Annotated in this window: 15 protein-coding genes and 1 pseudogene; 3 read left to right on the top strand and 13 right to left on the bottom strand. The window is 48.6% G+C overall.

Annotation, left to right across the window (positions count from 1 at the left end):
• Window positions 1-94 precede the first annotated feature (94 nt).
• Window positions 95-637: an NADPH-dependent FMN reductase gene (locus AQR02_RS05900; protein WP_054939782.1), complete on the top strand. Its 543-nt coding sequence runs from the start codon at window positions 95-97 to the stop codon at window positions 635-637.
• Between the two features lie 63 nt (window positions 638-700).
• On the opposite strand, the gene AQR02_RS05895 is transcribed toward AQR02_RS05900, so the two are convergent.
• Both AQR02_RS05895 and AQR02_RS05890 read right to left on the bottom strand, forming a co-directional pair.
• A complete protein-coding gene (locus AQR02_RS05895) occupies window positions 701-1,126 on the bottom strand; it encodes a GNAT family N-acetyltransferase (RefSeq protein ID WP_054939781.1) in 426 nt (141 codons plus the stop codon).
• A 21-nt stretch (window positions 1,127-1,147) separates the two neighbouring features.
• Window positions 1,148-1,729, bottom strand: a complete 582-nt coding sequence (locus tag AQR02_RS05890) for a TetR/AcrR family transcriptional regulator (protein WP_054939780.1) — start codon at window positions 1,727-1,729, stop codon at window positions 1,148-1,150.
• A 190-nt stretch (window positions 1,730-1,919) separates the two neighbouring features.
• Between AQR02_RS05890 and AQR02_RS05885 the strand changes: the two genes are divergently transcribed.
• Window positions 1,920-2,132, top strand: a complete 213-nt coding sequence (locus AQR02_RS05885; RefSeq protein WP_054939779.1) for a hypothetical protein — start codon at window positions 1,920-1,922, stop codon at window positions 2,130-2,132.
• 78 nt (window positions 2,133-2,210) lie between these two features.
• Here AQR02_RS05885 and AQR02_RS05880 read toward each other — a convergent pair whose 3' ends face one another.
• From AQR02_RS05880 to AQR02_RS05865, 4 genes and pseudogenes are all read right to left on the bottom strand, one after another.
• The gene (locus AQR02_RS05880) at window positions 2,211-3,077 is read right to left on the bottom strand and encodes a serine/threonine protein kinase (RefSeq protein ID WP_082451670.1); all 867 of its coding nucleotides are present in this window, start codon (window positions 3,075-3,077) and stop codon (window positions 2,211-2,213) included.
• Between the two features lie 39 nt (window positions 3,078-3,116).
• Window positions 3,117-7,640: an S-layer homology domain-containing protein gene (locus tag AQR02_RS05875; protein ID WP_148449066.1), complete on the bottom strand. Its 4,524-nt coding sequence runs from the start codon at window positions 7,638-7,640 to the stop codon at window positions 3,117-3,119.
• A gap of 217 nt (window positions 7,641-7,857) precedes the next feature.
• Window positions 7,858-8,241, bottom strand: a pseudogene (locus AQR02_RS05870) (manganese catalase family protein); the annotation flags it as partial.
• A gap of 72 nt (window positions 8,242-8,313) precedes the next feature.
• Window positions 8,314-8,856: a TetR/AcrR family transcriptional regulator gene (locus AQR02_RS05865; RefSeq protein WP_054939777.1), complete on the bottom strand. Its 543-nt coding sequence runs from the start codon at window positions 8,854-8,856 to the stop codon at window positions 8,314-8,316.
• A gap of 165 nt (window positions 8,857-9,021) precedes the next feature.
• On the opposite strand from AQR02_RS05865, the gene AQR02_RS05860 reads away from it, so the two are divergent.
• Complete coding sequence (locus AQR02_RS05860; protein ID WP_054939776.1) at window positions 9,022-9,939, top strand: alpha/beta hydrolase; 918 nt, start codon at window positions 9,022-9,024, stop codon at window positions 9,937-9,939.
• A gap of 222 nt (window positions 9,940-10,161) precedes the next feature.
• On the opposite strand, the gene AQR02_RS05855 is transcribed toward AQR02_RS05860, so the two are convergent.
• The 7 genes from AQR02_RS05855 to AQR02_RS05825 all read right to left on the bottom strand — a co-directional run.
• Complete coding sequence (locus AQR02_RS05855) at window positions 10,162-10,731, bottom strand: manganese catalase family protein (RefSeq protein WP_054939775.1); 570 nt, start codon at window positions 10,729-10,731, stop codon at window positions 10,162-10,164.
• 27 nt (window positions 10,732-10,758) lie between these two features.
• Complete coding sequence (locus AQR02_RS05850) at window positions 10,759-11,028, bottom strand: spore coat protein CotJB (protein ID WP_054939774.1); 270 nt, start codon at window positions 11,026-11,028, stop codon at window positions 10,759-10,761.
• A gap of 3 nt (window positions 11,029-11,031) precedes the next feature.
• A complete protein-coding gene (locus tag AQR02_RS05845) occupies window positions 11,032-11,250 on the bottom strand; it encodes a spore coat associated protein CotJA (RefSeq protein ID WP_054939773.1) in 219 nt (72 codons plus the stop codon).
• Between the two features lie 183 nt (window positions 11,251-11,433).
• Entirely contained in the window at window positions 11,434-12,792 is a 1,359-nt protein-coding gene (locus AQR02_RS05840; protein WP_054939772.1) for a hemolysin family protein, read from the bottom strand.
• Between the two features lie 18 nt (window positions 12,793-12,810).
• Window positions 12,811-13,947: a radical SAM/CxCxxxxC motif protein YfkAB gene (gene yfkAB, locus AQR02_RS05835; protein ID WP_054939771.1), complete on the bottom strand. Its 1,137-nt coding sequence runs from the start codon at window positions 13,945-13,947 to the stop codon at window positions 12,811-12,813.
• A gap of 263 nt (window positions 13,948-14,210) precedes the next feature.
• On the bottom strand, window positions 14,211-15,311 hold the full coding sequence (locus AQR02_RS05830; protein WP_054939770.1) for an HD-GYP domain-containing protein: 1,101 nt from the start codon (window positions 15,309-15,311) through the stop codon (window positions 14,211-14,213).
• A gap of 155 nt (window positions 15,312-15,466) precedes the next feature.
• Window positions 15,467-16,025 (bottom strand): undecaprenyl-diphosphate phosphatase (locus tag AQR02_RS05825; protein ID WP_082451668.1); only part of this gene is annotated, 559 nt, incomplete at its 5' end.

Below are 16,025 nucleotides of genomic sequence, written 5' to 3'. Positions count from 1 at the left end.
TCTAAAGCACACTTGCTTTATAAAAGTAATGTGCTATAATTAAATCAATAAAGGTTAACACGATCCAATTACAATTAATTAGGAGGAAATTTAAATGACAACCTTAAACATCGGAATTATTTTGGGAAGCACACGTCAGGGCCGCGTAAGTCCACAGGTCGGTGAATGGGTTAAAGGTATTGCAGATGCCCGCGGGGATGCCAACTATGAAATCGTAGATATTGCTGACTTCAAACTGCCGCTGCTCGGTGAAAGCGACGATTATGCACCTGCTCAGGCCTGGGCAGCTAAGCTTGCGACACTAGACGGATTTGTATTTATCGCCCAGGAATATAACCACAGTGTAACAGGAGCACTCAAGAACGCCCTTGATTCCGCCCGTGAAGAATGGAATAACAAAGCCGCCGGTATCGTCAGCTATGGTTCTGCAGGCGGTGCGCGCGCTGCTGAGCATCTGCGGGGTATTCTGGGTGAATTGCAGGTGGCGGATGTACGGGTACACCCTCTGTTATCGCTGTTCACCGACTTTGAGAACGGCAGTGTCTTCAAACCGGCTGACCTGCATAAAGCCAATGTAAATGCAATGCTTGATCAGGTACTGGCTTGGAGCGGGGCCCTCAAGACACTGCGCCAGTAATTTCATATTTTCCGTACCGCTTTACGGGAACAGCCGCCTCCAACTTGGAAGCGGCTGTTTTTATTATATGCATTTGACCATTAACACATGGGGAATTCCATCCTCCATAAACACCGGAGAGCCTGTCTCATAGCCCAGCTTCTGATAAAAGCCCTCCGCCTGCGTCTGGCCATGCAGCTTCATTCGTGTAAGCCCTTGTTCAGCCGCCATTTGCTCAAGTGTAGCAATGATAAACGACCCGATCCCGGATTTACGGTAAGGTGCAAGCAGACAGATCCGCTCGAGCTTCGCCCATCCGTCCACAACTCTCAGCCGCGCCGTGCCGACAGGAGCATCCTCCTCATGATAGACCAGAATATGCTCTGTGCTCTGTTCGTACTGGTCAAATTCATCCTCCAGCGGCACACCCTGCTCCTCCACAAATACTTCCCTCCTGATCCGAAATGCCTCCTCAAGCTGATTCCCCGTTGTAACCCGTTCTGCCCGCATGCCAAGTCCTCCCTTTCCCTGCTAGGTTTGTTTAATCCCTGCCCAAAATATATTCCAGATATCCTTCAGGCGCCGTTCGAAGTCTTCCTCTTCATAAAAAAACATCTGCATCGCGATCCCATCCAGCAGGCAATAATAAGCCGAGAGCAGACCTTCCGACTGCTGGCGCCTGATCACGCCATTCTCCATTCCTTCTTCAAATATCGACCGGTAAAACACCGCTGACCGCTGCTCCATCATACGAATCTGCTCCAGAAGAACTTCTTTGAAGAACGGAGGCGGAAATTGCACAGCCCGTTTGTAAAAAGCGGTCAATGCCGGATGCCCGGCCCTGTACTGATAGTTCTTATATACAATTTCCCGCAGCCTGGTCTCCACCGGTGCATCCGCGAGGTCCTGATACAGCTGCTCCAGGAATCCGATATAATGCTTGGCCATACCGTGAAAAACAGCCATAAATAAATCCTCTTTCTTCGGAAAATAGGTGGCAATGGACTGTTTTTTGATTCCTACAGCCTGAGCAATCCCTGCAAGCGAGGCGCCTTCAAACCCGTTATCTGCAAAATGCGCTAAGGCTGCCTGCTCAATCGCATGTGCAGTCACTTTTTGACACCTCCCTGACGATCGTCAGGCAATTATCACACGAATCAGCGGATGTTGTCAATTTAGGCTTCCTGCCGGCTAATCTGAGCATAATATCCCGAAACCGGCAGGTAACAATATCGTATTAAAGGGTAAATATAGATTAAAGTCGTTCTAATTCGGCTTAAACCACCCAAGAGGAGGAAACATGATGCTTAAAAGAATTCTCGGCAAAGTGCTGCACTCCATGGAGCACTCCAAATCAGGCGGACACCGCAGATATTCAAGCAGTCACAAAGGGAGGCCTGTATATAGCAGACATTCCAGCAGCAGCCACGGATACAAGAGACACTCGTCTTCGGACTCACGCCATGGAGGAACCGGACATAAATACTATAAGAACCGCTACGGCAGCTCAAGCTGACCCCGGCTTAACCATTCTATACAAAACATAAGGCACCTCTACCCTGTGGGTTGAAGGTGCCTCTTTTTGGGCTGGGCATTACTGCAGACTCCTATAAAATTGTTCGGCCTCGCGGACAAAAGAAGCTGTATCCTCATAAGCTTCCTGCTCTCCATGGAGCCGGGTTAGAATATGCAGCATTTCATGTGATAAATCCAGCTCTTCCCGCCAGCTCCGTTCCGCTCCTCCCGGTTCAGGCTGGTAAGCGGAATAGAGCATAAACAGCATTAATTGTCCAACGTAATACAAATCCGAGACGATAACCGGGGGCATCCGTACCGGCATCTCTTCTGACTTCGGTTCGTGCCCTGCATCGGTGCTCTCAATTTCACCGATCTGCCGTGCCAGTCCGAAATCAATTAGATACAGCTCCGCATCCCGAAGGATTACATTTGGAATCCGCAGATCAAGGTGAACAAAGCCGCGCGAATGAACATAGGATACCAGCTCCATCAGTTTCAGCGTTGTATCCAGACACTCCCGCTCCCCGTAAACCATATGCTCAGCAAAGATTTTATCTTCGAGCGTTTTTCCCTCAATATAATCGCTTACCAGCCAGTTCAGGTCCTTGTACTCGAAGTAATCACGGCACACTGGAATATTGGAATGATTCAAGGCCCGCAGGATATTGCTCTCTTTGCCCAGCAAAGCCCGCCCTGCCGCTTTCTTACTTGGTCTGGACTGTTTGACTGCCACAAGAGTTTCCTCCTTAGCGTCAAAGCAACGGTAGGTAAGCCCGTAACTCCCTTCACCCAGCAGGGACTCTACCTGGTATCGTTTACCGATCCATGCCCCTTCCCTGAGCGGATAATCCTGCCAAGCCCGCACGAAGCCGCGCCACCGTTCAAATGCCATAGCCTTTTCCATCCCCCGTCCTCTGTGCTGATAAAATGCCAGTATCGCCATTATCTCATAGATGATGTTTTTCAGCAGCAGAGGAGGGCATTAAGGAAGTAGGAGCTTATCCAAGAGACGGATGATTATTGCTACTGATTCGGCACGGGAAGCCGATTCGTTTGGTTTGAACGTTCCGTTGCCTTTACCTGATATGATACCTGCATCCGCGAAGGCATTGATTTGCTCTGCTGCCCAGTTCGTAGAGACATCAGAAAATGCCGTCGATGTGCTGGCAACATAGTTCGTAAGGCGGGACAGCATAGTCACGATCTCCGCACGTGTGATCTCCTGCTTAGGATAGAATGAACCATCGGCGTAGCCCGTAATCACACCATTGTCTTGAAGCGCAACAATGGCCTCCGAAGCCCAATGTCCCTTCGTATCGGAGAATCCGGTACCACCCGAAGCTGTCAGACCAAAAGCTTTGACAAGCATTATTGCAAATTCAGCGCGGGTTACTTTAGCATCAGGACGGTATGAACCATCCATATAGCCAGTTACGATTCCCATCTGGGCTGCGCGTTTAACAAACGAGGCACTCCACAGATCTGCAGGTACATCTGGGAATGTAACTACAGAATTTGTTTTCTCTTTCGCGAGGATAGCCTTAACCTTATCAAGGTCTACTCTTTCGTTAAACACAGGTTTCGCTGCTGTCGGCTTCTCAGGCTTTGAAGTAACACCTGGAGTTGCTGTCGATGCTGGTGTCGGTGTCGGCGTTGCTGCCGGTGCCGGTGTTGGTGTTGGTGTTGGTGTTGCACCTCCTTCGTTGTTGCCATTGGCCGCCGTTACCGAAACCGAAATCTCTTTCTTGATTTCCCCGTAAGATATTACAATCGTGGCCGCCCCTACGCCAGCCGCTGTCACTACTCCTGTCTCACTCACAGTGGCAACAGAAGGAGCATTTGAAACATAATTCGCATCCAAGGTCTTATTGGCAACCGAAAGATCCGAATACTTCGCTGTCACCGACAACGATTGATTTTGCCCTGTTTTCAAGAAAAGCGCAGCAGGTGATACGGCCAGATCAACTAAGGTCGGAATTGGAATCCCTGTAACTGTAATTGGAATCGAAATTGACCTGCCGCCAAACGATGCCGTGATCGTTACCCCTTTGCCTGCCGCAACTGCCGTGATCGTACCCGCCTCCGATACCTTAGCAATAGCAGGGTTCGAGGACGTCCAAATGACATGATCGGTTACAACTGTATTCACTGCATCGTCGTAAACTGCCGTTATAACAGACGAAGCTGTCTGACCCACTTGTAATGAGTGAGTGCCTGGATCGGCTGTCAGCTTAAGCAGAACAGGAGCCGTATCTTTTGCCTGAACGGTTACTGAGATATTCACTGGAGGCATATTCCCGTAAATTGCCTGGACTGTAGCCTGGCCAGTTCCAATAGCGTGAATGATTCCACTGACATCTACTGCTGCTACACTCTCATTAGAAGAAGTCCAGGTCGCCTGATTCGTCACATCAGCAGTAGAGTTATCGCTATAAGTTGCGGTAAGGACAGTCGCACGCTTTTCACCAACGTCCAACGTCAGTTCAGCAATTGATGCGGCCACAGAAGTCATAGTCAGCTCTGTCTTTTTCTCAATCGTGTAGTTGTCGATCAATTCTCCGCTTTCTGTAGTACGGGCCTGAATAATAATTTTATCATGACTAACCTGAATGGCAGAGTATACCGGAACGTCGTCATCAAACATGAAATTCAGGTACTCATATTTGCTTCCATCGTAGAACTTCCAGCCGGATGCTCCTCCGTCCAGATAGACAGTCCCCCGCTCTCCGTTCACCATCGGCTTCCCTTCGTTCATCGGATAAGTGCGTGCGTACACATGGTCGTGGCCTTCCAGCACCAGGTCTACTTTCAATTCCTCCAGGATAGGGGCAAAATAAGTTTGTGTATATTCAATCACATTTCCGCGTCCATCTTCGGTATGATAGGCAGGCTTATGAAACATAACAATCTTCCATTTTTTATTACTTTTCTGAATGTCCTCACGAAGCCAGGCTGCCTGCTTAGACATGGTTACTTCATCTGCTTCGGAATTCAGCACAATGAAATGAACCTCGCCTGAATCGAACGAATAGGCATACTCCTCCTGAACCTCCGGCCCATTATTCGGAAGATCCAATCCCTTGGCGAATATCTCTTTACCTTCACCTTTAACATCATGATTCCCCATTGCGTAGGCTGAAGGAATAGCAGAAGCGTAAATCGATGAAGCTTCCCAGAACTGGTTCCACTCATTTAGGATTCCGCCATCATCAACCATATCGCCGCCATGCATAATGAACTGGGTGTCCGGATAATGGGTCAGTGCATCGCTGATTAACTGCTGATAGATTTCAAGCCCGTTATCCCCTTTGGTATGCGAATCGGTTACGAAAACAAAAGAGACGGGCTGATCTGGCACCGCTTCTTGTGTCTTGTACTCATACCATGTACTCCAGTGTCCTTCATAGCCAACTCTGTAATGATATTTCGTCCCTGACTCGAGGCCGGTAACCAAGGATTTATGGAATTTAATTTCACCCAGAGGCCCGCCTGATACCTCACGTATAACCTCTACCTCAGTGAGCGCAGGCTGCTCTACTGCTTTTTCTGCTGCATTAGTCAAGTCAGTGTTAATCAAATCGCTGTCCTTCACATATTGAATAGAAGTTTGCTCAACTCCGGGTGCCGTCTGCCACCCTACACTCATCATCGTACGCATATCCTCAGTAACAAAGGTTTGCACATATTTCGGATCGTCTCCGCCAAGCTGTGACACAACGTTCATGCTGACACTTTCGCTGGTACCGCCATCCTTGACTGCCTGCACTTTCCAGGTGCCTATTGCAAGGTTAGCCAGCGACGTATGAATTTCGCCTTTGGCATCTGTCAAACCCAAGCCTTCGCTAAGATCCTGCTGCTGTACATCAGCAGAGGGGATGTAGCCTGTCTTGGTTCCATCCGGTGTATACACCTTTACGAATCCGGAAGCACTTCCTAGTGTGGCGAAAAATCGGCTGTTCTTCGCTGCTGCCAGAAGCACTGCGGACGAGCTGTCAGCGCTTGTATAAATATTGGAATCCGCCGCTGTTACAGTCACATAAGTCTGGGGCCCACTAGCATCGGTAAAATCGATCTCCGCTCCTTCCACCGGCTCTCCTGCGTGTGTTGTAACGGTGATGATGTTCTTCGTTTGCAGGCCCGATCCCTTGATTGTTAAGGAATACGGGAAACCAATAGTATATTTAATTGGAGAGGCAACGGAGCTTACGGCAGGACCGCTGCCATAACTGAACCCGCCCCCAGCCATGCTAATCTGCTTATACGACTCACCGCGTTCCATTTTGGCGGATTTATTCACTTCGAAATCGATGCTTGCCAGAGTCTCCGCAGGATCGCCCAGCAGTCCCTCTGCACTAAACTCAACATAACCGCCTGCATTATCGATGCTGGTCTGCACATTGCTTAAACCGTAACGTGCATTAACAGCCTCTGCCTGCAGTGTCTCCGGGTCGAACTTGATCTTAGCATGCACACTCTTAGCTTCACTTGCAGCCTTCGTCCCGAGCTCCATCCGGTAGGTCTCGTTGCTGAGCGCTTCCGCTGGAGCTGCTAATGTAAACATGGCGCCATGCTCAATATTGAAAGTATACTCTGCTGCTGCCGGATTGCCTGCCAGATCTTTTACTTCTGCCAGCACTTGATGATAGCCGCCTCCCAGCGGTACATCCGGATGATAGGTTATCTGTTTATTGATCGGATTATAGGTACTGGCCTCCGGTGACACAGCTTGTCCATCCACAGTGATTTGGACCGAGTCCGGGTCGATGCCCGACTTCGTGTCATCCGCTGACAGAATAATGTCACTAACAGGGGCAGTTAATGTTTGACCGGGAGTAGGTGAAGCCGGGCTTAACACGGGAACATCCATATCTTCATCTGCCGGTTCATCATAAATGAGCCTGACATCGTCAATCCAAATGGAGCCTTTGTTTTTCTTGCTGATCTGTCTTTCCTTCATCTGGAAGTAGAAGGCCAGAGTGCCCGGCACCACCATATCTGATCCTATTTCAGCTTCAACATACTTCCATCCGCTCCAGTCAATACCTACCTCTTCACTCCTGATCTCATACGTTTTGGATTTTCCGGTGGATGATATGTAGAACTTGGAAGTCAGACCATGACCTTCGTTGTTGGCGTATACCCACATTCCGATTTTTTTGGGGACTCTGCCTGTTAACGCCAGCTTGGTTGCCGGCCCAACTGCAACCTGGGACGGATTATCGGTTACGCCAATAAAATCATAATCAATCCGCAGGGATTTCGCCCCGTCCCGGACGAATTTCGGATTCGTTTCAAGCGCCATACTGCCGCTATAAATGCGTGCACTGTCAAAGGTTAAGTCAGCCAGGCTAACATTTTCGAAATTTTCTACCATAACGACACCGCTAGGCTCCGCTGCATCTCCATAAACGGTTGATGAAAGGGAGGGTGGAATGAACGGGATCAGAACCGCAATTGCTAATATCCCGCTCAATACTCTCTTTACTAATGAATGATGATTACTCACTAACCGCCACGCTCCTCGTTGTCTGTTCTTGTTCAGGACAAGTGATTACAGCATAACGCGGCAACATGTTCGTCAGATCATCGCAATGTAAGCTTTAAAAATCTTAGTATCTTATTATTTGTTGAATTTTAATTTTAGAGCATGAAAAAAGAGCCGCAGAACTATCTTCTGGGCCCGTACTTCCCAAACCGAATTATTACTCCATCGCCGCAGTTACTCAGAACACCCGCTTCTTCCCTTGTTCCTCGATCAGAATCTGCACCGACTCTTTAAACCGGATTGCATGAATAATCTCCCGCTCGCGCAGGAACTTCAAACTATCCTGCAGATCTACATCATCGGTCATGTCGATCAGCCACTGGTATGTAGCCCGGGCTTTTTCTTCAGCCGCAATATTTCCATAGAGGTCGGCGATCGGATCACCCTTGGGCTGGATGTAAGATGCGGTCCAGGGTACGCCTGCCGAGTTCTGATAGAACAGTGCATGGTCACGCTGTGCATAATTCGGACCGAGACCAGCAGCCTCAAGCTCCTTGACGGAGGCATCTTTCGTCAGCTTATAGATCATGGTGGCAATCATTTCAAGATGGGCAAATTCCTCCGCGCAGAGAGGTTATACATCATCCTACATTCTGAAACACCAACTCAATAAAACCATGAAAAGAAAAGCATTTTAGTTTATAAGCTTCTCGAATAACTGTACCACTTGCTTTGCTACATCTTCAATATCACTATCTATTTCCTGCAGTACATAAGACTCCAATACACCCATGGTTGCTGTTGCCAAAAACTTCAAAAAAATCGTCTTATCAATTAGAGGGTGCGAGCCCTCATGAATTTTGTTGTCAATCTCGCCTGTAGTAAATAACAGCAGTTTACTGCGAAATGCTGAAGCATGTTTGCTTTTAAATAAAGCAGCGAAAAACGGTTTATGCTGCTCAACATACGAGAACCACAATATCGAGCCCTCTAAAATCCCCAAATCTTTTTTTTGATCACTTATCTTTCTCATTTGCGCGATATGGTCATCTACAATCTTATCTAACAGATCGTACTTATCAACATAATGAAGGTAAAATGTCTTTCGACCCAAATTGGCTTGTTCTGTAATATTTCTGACGGTAATCTCGTCAAACCCTTCCTTGACTAACATTTGCAAAAAGGTCGTTTGAATGGCCTGCCTGGACTTCACAATTCTTCGATCAACTTTCTCCACACTGGAATCCTCCTCTCGTTGATACACACATATAACGGAATGTGTAATAACACTCATATCACATCATGTGGTTATTGAATAAACGGATCATTCAGAATAACATAAGTATACACAAAGCGATTAAAACTCACTAGTGTAATAAAATAACAAGGGTGGTATACAATTATGACAGTGATTCAAAAAAAGGTATCGTTCCCCGCGAATAGACTGCAAGTAGCGGCGATCTTAAATATGCCAGAGCAAGCTGAAGAGAAGAAGCAACTCCCAGCTATTGTCTGTGTTCATCCGGGCAGCAGCTGTAAAGATCAAACGGCAGGCATTTATGCAAAAAAACTTGCTGAGCTAGGGTATGTTACCATTGTATTCGATGCATCTTATCAAGGAGAGAGCGAAGGTGAACCTCGTCACGCCGAATATCCCGCTGCACGGGTTGAAGATGTTCGCTCTGCGGTGGATTACCTGACTACGCTAGATTGCGTAGACTCACATCGTATTGGCGCATTAGGGGTTTGCGCAGGAGGCGGATATGCTGTAAATGCTGCAATGACAGAGCGGCGCATCCAAGCCGTTGGTGCGGTTTCTGTCGCGAATATAGGACGTGGATATCGTGAATACGATCCGATCCAAATGTTAGAACAAGTTGCTCAGCAACGCACTGCCGAAGCACGTGGAGCCGCGCCACTTATTACAGAGTGGGTGCCTGGCAGTCACACCGAAAGAGAAGCAGCAGGCATGACTGAGCTTGACCTTGTAGAAGCTGTTGATTACTACAGAACACCAAGAGGCCAGCACCCTAACTCTCCGAACAAATTGAAATTCACAAGCGTAGACTCCATCATCGCCTTTGATGCCTTTCATTTGGCAGACATTTTACTGACTCAGCCTTTACAGATTATTGTGGGTGGCGTACAAGGAGCATTTGGTTCATACCGTGACGGCCACGATCTATATAGCCGAGCAGCCTCTAAGAAAAAAGATTTATTTATTGTTGATGGAGCAAGCCACTATGATTTGTATGATAAGCCAGAGCCCGTAAGTAAAGCTGTTGAAATACTAAAAGCTTTCTTCAAAGAAAATCTTTAGTAGCTTCGCTGCCACTGATCCAATTATCGAATAGCCTCGGACAAACCAGGGTCTATAAACGACCAGGAAAATCCGAGGCTTTATGTCGCCTAACATCATCGCGAATATCAAATAGCCCCACCTAACGGTAGGGGCAGAATTTGAATATGCTGTAATCAAAATGTCCTAGAAACTGAAAGTGGATATCGCATAAAGAAGTCAGTTTGACCTCACTCTACGAAATTAGAACACCCGCTTCTTCCCTTGTTCCTCGATCAGAATCTGCACCGACTCTTTAAAGCGGATTGCATGAATAATCTCCCGCTCGCGCAGGAACTTCAGACTGTCCTGCAGATCCACATCATCGGTCATGTCGATCAGCCACTGGTATGTAGCCCGGGCTTTTTCTTCAGCCGCAATATCTTCATAGAGGTCGGCGATCGGATCACCCTTGGCCTGGATGTAAGATGCGGTCCAGGGTACGCCTGCCGAGTTCTGATAGAACAGTGCATGGTCACGCTGTGCATAATTCGGACCGAGACCAGCAGCCTCAAGCTCCTGGACGGAAGCATCTTTCGTCAGCTTATAGATCATGGTGGCAATCATTTCAAGGTGGGCAAATTCTTCAGTCGAAATATCTGTCAGCACGCCGATTACTTTGTCGGGAATCGCATATCTCTGGTTCATATAGCGCAGCGCCGCCGCCAATTCCCCGTCTGCGCCGCCGTACTGCTCTGTCAGATAGCGCGCCATTCTTACATCGCATTTGCCCACCCGTACCGGATACTGCAGCTTTTTCTCATAGATCCACATTCTGAATTCATCCCTCCTAACGGTTATTTACACCTGCCAAGGCCAAGGAGTCTGGTTCCATTCCCACGGGCATTTGGAATACGCGCGTCCAAAGTTCTGCAAAGGGCCGTACAGCTCCTGAAACTGGTTGGCTAGCTTGGTACGCTCCTGGGTCAGCTGATTAAACTGTTCAATTGCCTTCAAATCCTCCGGATGGGTGTCCAGATACAGATTGAGCTCGACCAGTGCAAAATCCAGCACCTGCAGCTGCTCCAGCATTTCATAGTAACGGGGTTCGCAAGCTTTTGCCTCTTCCATGACCTACACCCTCCCTTTTCCGGCTTTGGATTCATACGGACTGAACAGTGCAGGCCATAAAGTCCCTGCCTTGAGTGCCTCAGATAGCGGAAACTGCGGCAGTCCCGGAGGCTGAAAATTAATAAATTGGTTGGGCGGCACAACATACGTCTTAAACGGCACCGGCGGGCAAGGATCAAACGGCCCCCTATACGTTGCCCATACACGCTCCTGGGAGTTCAATAGGTACACCCTCCTCCATGAATTTACTTATTATGGACGTTTATCACTTCGTAACTAATTTATGACGCTCCCTGGAGGAAACAGAACGCCTCTGCAAAAAAAAAACCGCACTACTTCATCTGGCCCAAAGCCTTATGCAGCAGTGCGGTTTATTAAATTGTCCGGTGCGTATCCATGCTGCGCTTACTCAAGATCCTCGTCACTATCAGAGCCGGATTCCTCAGATTCCGGCGCCTTCTCGCGGTGGATGTTGATTCTGGTGATCCGCAGCCGGGTCGATTCTTCCACCTCAAAGGTAACATCGCCGACGACGACCTTTTTGCCCTTGGACGGATTGCCCTCCAGCTCCTTAAACAGCCAGCCGCCGATAGAATCCACCTCATCGTCTTCAATAATAACACCAGTCAGATCGTTGACATCTTCGATCAGCATCCGGCCTTCGACAGAGATATATTCGCCGTTGCGTTCAACGCTTGGACGCTCATCCTCGAACTCATCATGCAGATCGCCGACAATTTCTTCGAGGATTTCTTCAGCGGTCAAGAGTCCGGCGGTGCCGCCGTATTCATCGACTACCAGCGTCAGCTGGGACTTATTCTTCTGCATCAGCCGTAGCGTATGGCTGATCTCCATCGATTCGGGCACATTCAGTATCGGACGGACGAGCGATGCCAGGTTATTCTGCTGCTCCGGAGGTGCAAACAGCAGGTCGGTAATATGGATGAAGCCGATAATCCGGTCTTTATCCTCGTTGGCAACCGGATAACGGGAATGTTTCGTTTCGGTAATAATCCGCATATTTTCCTCGAGCGAAAGATTGCTGTACAGTACATCCATGTCGGTACGCGGAAGCATAACCTCACGGGCCAGCAAATCAGAGAACTCAAAAATATTGTCCATTAGCTTCATCTCATCTTTGTCGATGACACCACTTTTCGCACTCTGGTTCATGAGAATGCGGATTTCCTCTTCCGAGTGTGCCGCTTCGGCTTCACTTGCAGGTTCTACCCCTACCAGCCTCAGAAGGGCATTCGCCGAAGCATTCAGCACCCAAATGAACGGCAGGAACAAGTTATAGAAGAACATGAGCGGTGCTGACAGCAGCAGCGCGGAGCCTTCAGTTTTTTGAATTGCCAGGGATTTCGGTGCAAGTTCACCCAGCACAATATGTAAGAAGGTAATGATAGAAAAGCCCACAATGACCGATACGGTGGAAATCAGCGTATGATCGGTAACACCCAGCTGGAACATCAACGGTTCTACAAGCAGTTCTGAAATCGCCGGCTCCCCAACCCAGCCAAGTCCGAGCGAAGCAAGCGTAATTCCGAACTGGGTCGCGGACAGATAGCTATCCAGCTTTTTGTTGACCTTCAATGCGTACCCGGCCATCTTGTTGCCTTCACTGACCAGCTGGGTCAGACGGGACTGTCTCACCTTGACCAGTGAAAACTCTGCTGCGACAAATATACCGTTCAATAATACCAGCACCAGAACCAGCAAAAGATTAAGCAGCAATCTTCCTATGTCAAATTCCGTATGCACTATAACAACGCCTCATTTCTACAGAGTGATCGCTTTTCTTGATTTGAAATCTACCTTTGGATAATACATATCGGCCACCAGAAGATTAGGTCCGCAGCAGCTGGCTGCCTCACAGAAGCAGTTCACCTTCTGATTAAGCGGATGGCTCTCCTGCCACTCGGCGAAGATATCATCCAGCTTGCTTACACCAATGTTGCCAAAGGCGGAAATATCGGCAAAATCCGTTACAAACACTTCGCCGGTAAACATATTGACGTTCACCCGGTTTCGTCCGTCCGGATCATTGCGAAGCGTCACATTCTTCTCCTTACGTATTCTGCGCAGCAGATTCTGATCTTCTACAAGCTCGCTGCAGGCGAAAAATGGAAGTGTGCCAAACAGCATCCACATCTCCGGATCGCGGGCGTCCAGCAAGGAATGAATGGCATCGCTCATCTCCTTCAAGGACAGCACGGGAAGCGAGGAAGCAAAGCTGGAGGCATACATCGGATGCACCTCATGCCGCCTGGCCCCCATATCGCCGATCAGTTTATGGATTTGCGGAAGTTTGGCGTGTGTGCGGTAGTTAATCATCGACTCCGCGGAAATCAGCATACCGTCATCACTAAGCCGGCGTGAATTCTCCAGCATCGTGTCATAAAGCCGGTAAGCCGCTTCCTTGGCGACTGGATGGCCGCTGTTCGCGAAGCCGACCTCATGGAAATCATCACCGTTCACATAATTGAATGAGATATGCATTACATCCAGGTAAGGAAGCAGCTGCTCATACCGGGCATAAGGCATGGTGAGATTGGAATTGATCTGCGACCGTACGCCCCGCTCGCGGGCATATTTCAGCAGAGGTACGATTGTATTCTCCACCGTGGAAGCCCGGAACATGGGCTCACCGCCAGTGATGCTGATCGTCTGAAGATGCTCCACTTCATCCAGGCGGTCTAGCATATTCTTCAGCGGCAGCATCTCCCCTTCTTTCATTGTCAGGCTGTCGCCAACCGCACAATGCTCACAGCGCATATTGCATAGGTTGGTAACCGTCATCTCCACACTGGTCAGTACATGCCGTCCATGCTTGCGGAGTGAAGTAATCGGATCCCATGGATCGAAGCTTGGCGACAGCTCCCTTATTGTTCTTGATGATGGCTCTAATATACTCATTTATTCTTGCTCCTTTAGTGCTTATTCCTTATTATTAACCCAAAATAAATTAAAAAGAACGGTAACTTACCCTCTATCATACCATGACCGGCAAAAAAACTGCATTTTCTAATGCTTAGGCTGTCCGCCGGTACAAGTAGCGAATCTAAACGAAAAACAGCGGGACGAAAAGCAAGCATCCGCAGCCCGGCGGTCGCTCGTTTTCTCTCCTCGCTGCTTAGAGGCAGGGAGTGTCATGCAAGGTCCCTGCCGCAACCATTCAATTAGGTAGACTTCACTGCCTCATCATTATCTGAAACATCCGCAATGACTACGGACAGCGCGGAACCCAGATCAAGCTCATACGGGGTTACCGGCTCATTCTCAGGGCCTGTAAATACACGAACCACCGGCCTGTGGGGGGTACTGGGATCAATCTTCACAACAACACCGCTCTCGCCAGTGCTGAGCTTCACCGTAAGTCCTAGCGGATAGATTGCAACACGGTCTCTGAAGAGCTCGAGCTGTTTCTGCTCATATAGCGTCCCCGAGCCTACGTACAGTGCTTCAACGGCCTGATGGGGCAGCATCGCTTTTTTGTAGATCCGGTTTGAGGTCATTGCATCGTAGGAGTCGGCAACACCCAGCCATTTTGCGTATTCATGAATTTGCGGACCCGTCAGCCCGCGCGGATAACCGGAGCCGTCAATGCGTTCATGATGCTGCAATGCGCAATGGGCCGCCAAAAGAGGTATATTGGGCTCATCTTTAAGAATCCGGTACCCGATCTCCGTATGGGCCTGCATATGGCGAAACTCCTCATCGCTCAGCATACCGGGCTTTTGGACAATTTTGACCGGAATCTGGGTTTTACCGATATCATGCAGAAGGGATCCCAGACCGATGACACGCAGCTCCTCTTTGCTATAGCCGTGGGCAATTCCCAGCACCAGTGTATAGAGGCAGACATTCAGCGAGTGCACATACAAATAATTGTCAGCTGTGTGCATATCCGCCAGCATGATCATCGGATCTTCCTGTGACGACATGTCATCCAGGATAGAGTCCATAACACTCGAGAATTTTTTGTCAAGATGATAGAAGCCTTTAGTAATGCCTGAAGCGCCGGACATCTGCTGAAACTGGTTCCTGATTACTTTGAGCGCCTGGTTACGCGTTTCATCATGCAGCATTGTAGTAATAACAACATCGTCTGTGTTGGCATCCTCTATGTAAATGTAGCCGATATCGATTTTAGACAGCCGCTTAATTAACGCATCCGTTAGTTCAATCCCGTCAGCGAGCAGAACCAGTCCTTCATCATTATATATTTTTTTCCCCAGCTTCATCCCCGCCTGAAGCCGATTCACGGATACTAAACGCACCTTGGCTCACTCCTGCCTTTAACGGTAAATTACTATTCTGTTGCAATGCCTTTAGTTACACGCTGTGTCTATACCGTTACCTTGAGCGAACCGGCATGAACATCAGTCCAGAAACCTATCCGTTCCTTTGTTCTTCCGGTAGCCAAGTCCTTGATCTAACGCATAATGAACAGCCAGAACACAGCTGCCAGAATAAAGCGGTAGATTGCAAAATGGGTTGGTCTGATCTTCTGAATCAGTCTCATAAACAAAATGACCACTACATAAGCAACCACAAATGAAATCACGAAGCCGATGGCAAAGTCCATAATAGTATCGCTGGTAAAATATTTGTATGAGTCCAGTAGTTCATAACCTGATGCCGCGCACATAATGGGAATAGCGATCAGAAAGGAGAAATCGGCTGATGCCTTGTAGCTGACTCCGCTCAGCATACCGCCTGAAATCGTTGAACCGGAACGGGAAAAACCGGGCCAGAGTACAGATATTATCTGATACAATCCAATTGCCAGCGCCTGGCCATACGATAAATCATCAAGCTCATGCGCTGTGACCCGTGATTTGTGCCGGTTCCACCATTCCGCGACTATCATAAGAATCCCCCCGGCAACAAGCGCCCAGAGCACAGTTGAAGCCCCGAAGAGGCCTTTGATAAAGTCCCGGGCAAAAAAGGCTACAGCCAATGCTGGAGTAATTCCGAGGATCACGTGGATC

The sequence above is a fragment of the Paenibacillus ihuae genome (assembly GCF_001368795.1).
Taxonomy (GTDB): domain Bacteria; phylum Bacillota; class Bacilli; order Paenibacillales; family Paenibacillaceae; genus Paenibacillus_AQ; species Paenibacillus_AQ ihuae.
This window is presented reverse-complemented; position numbering and strand designations above follow the sequence as displayed.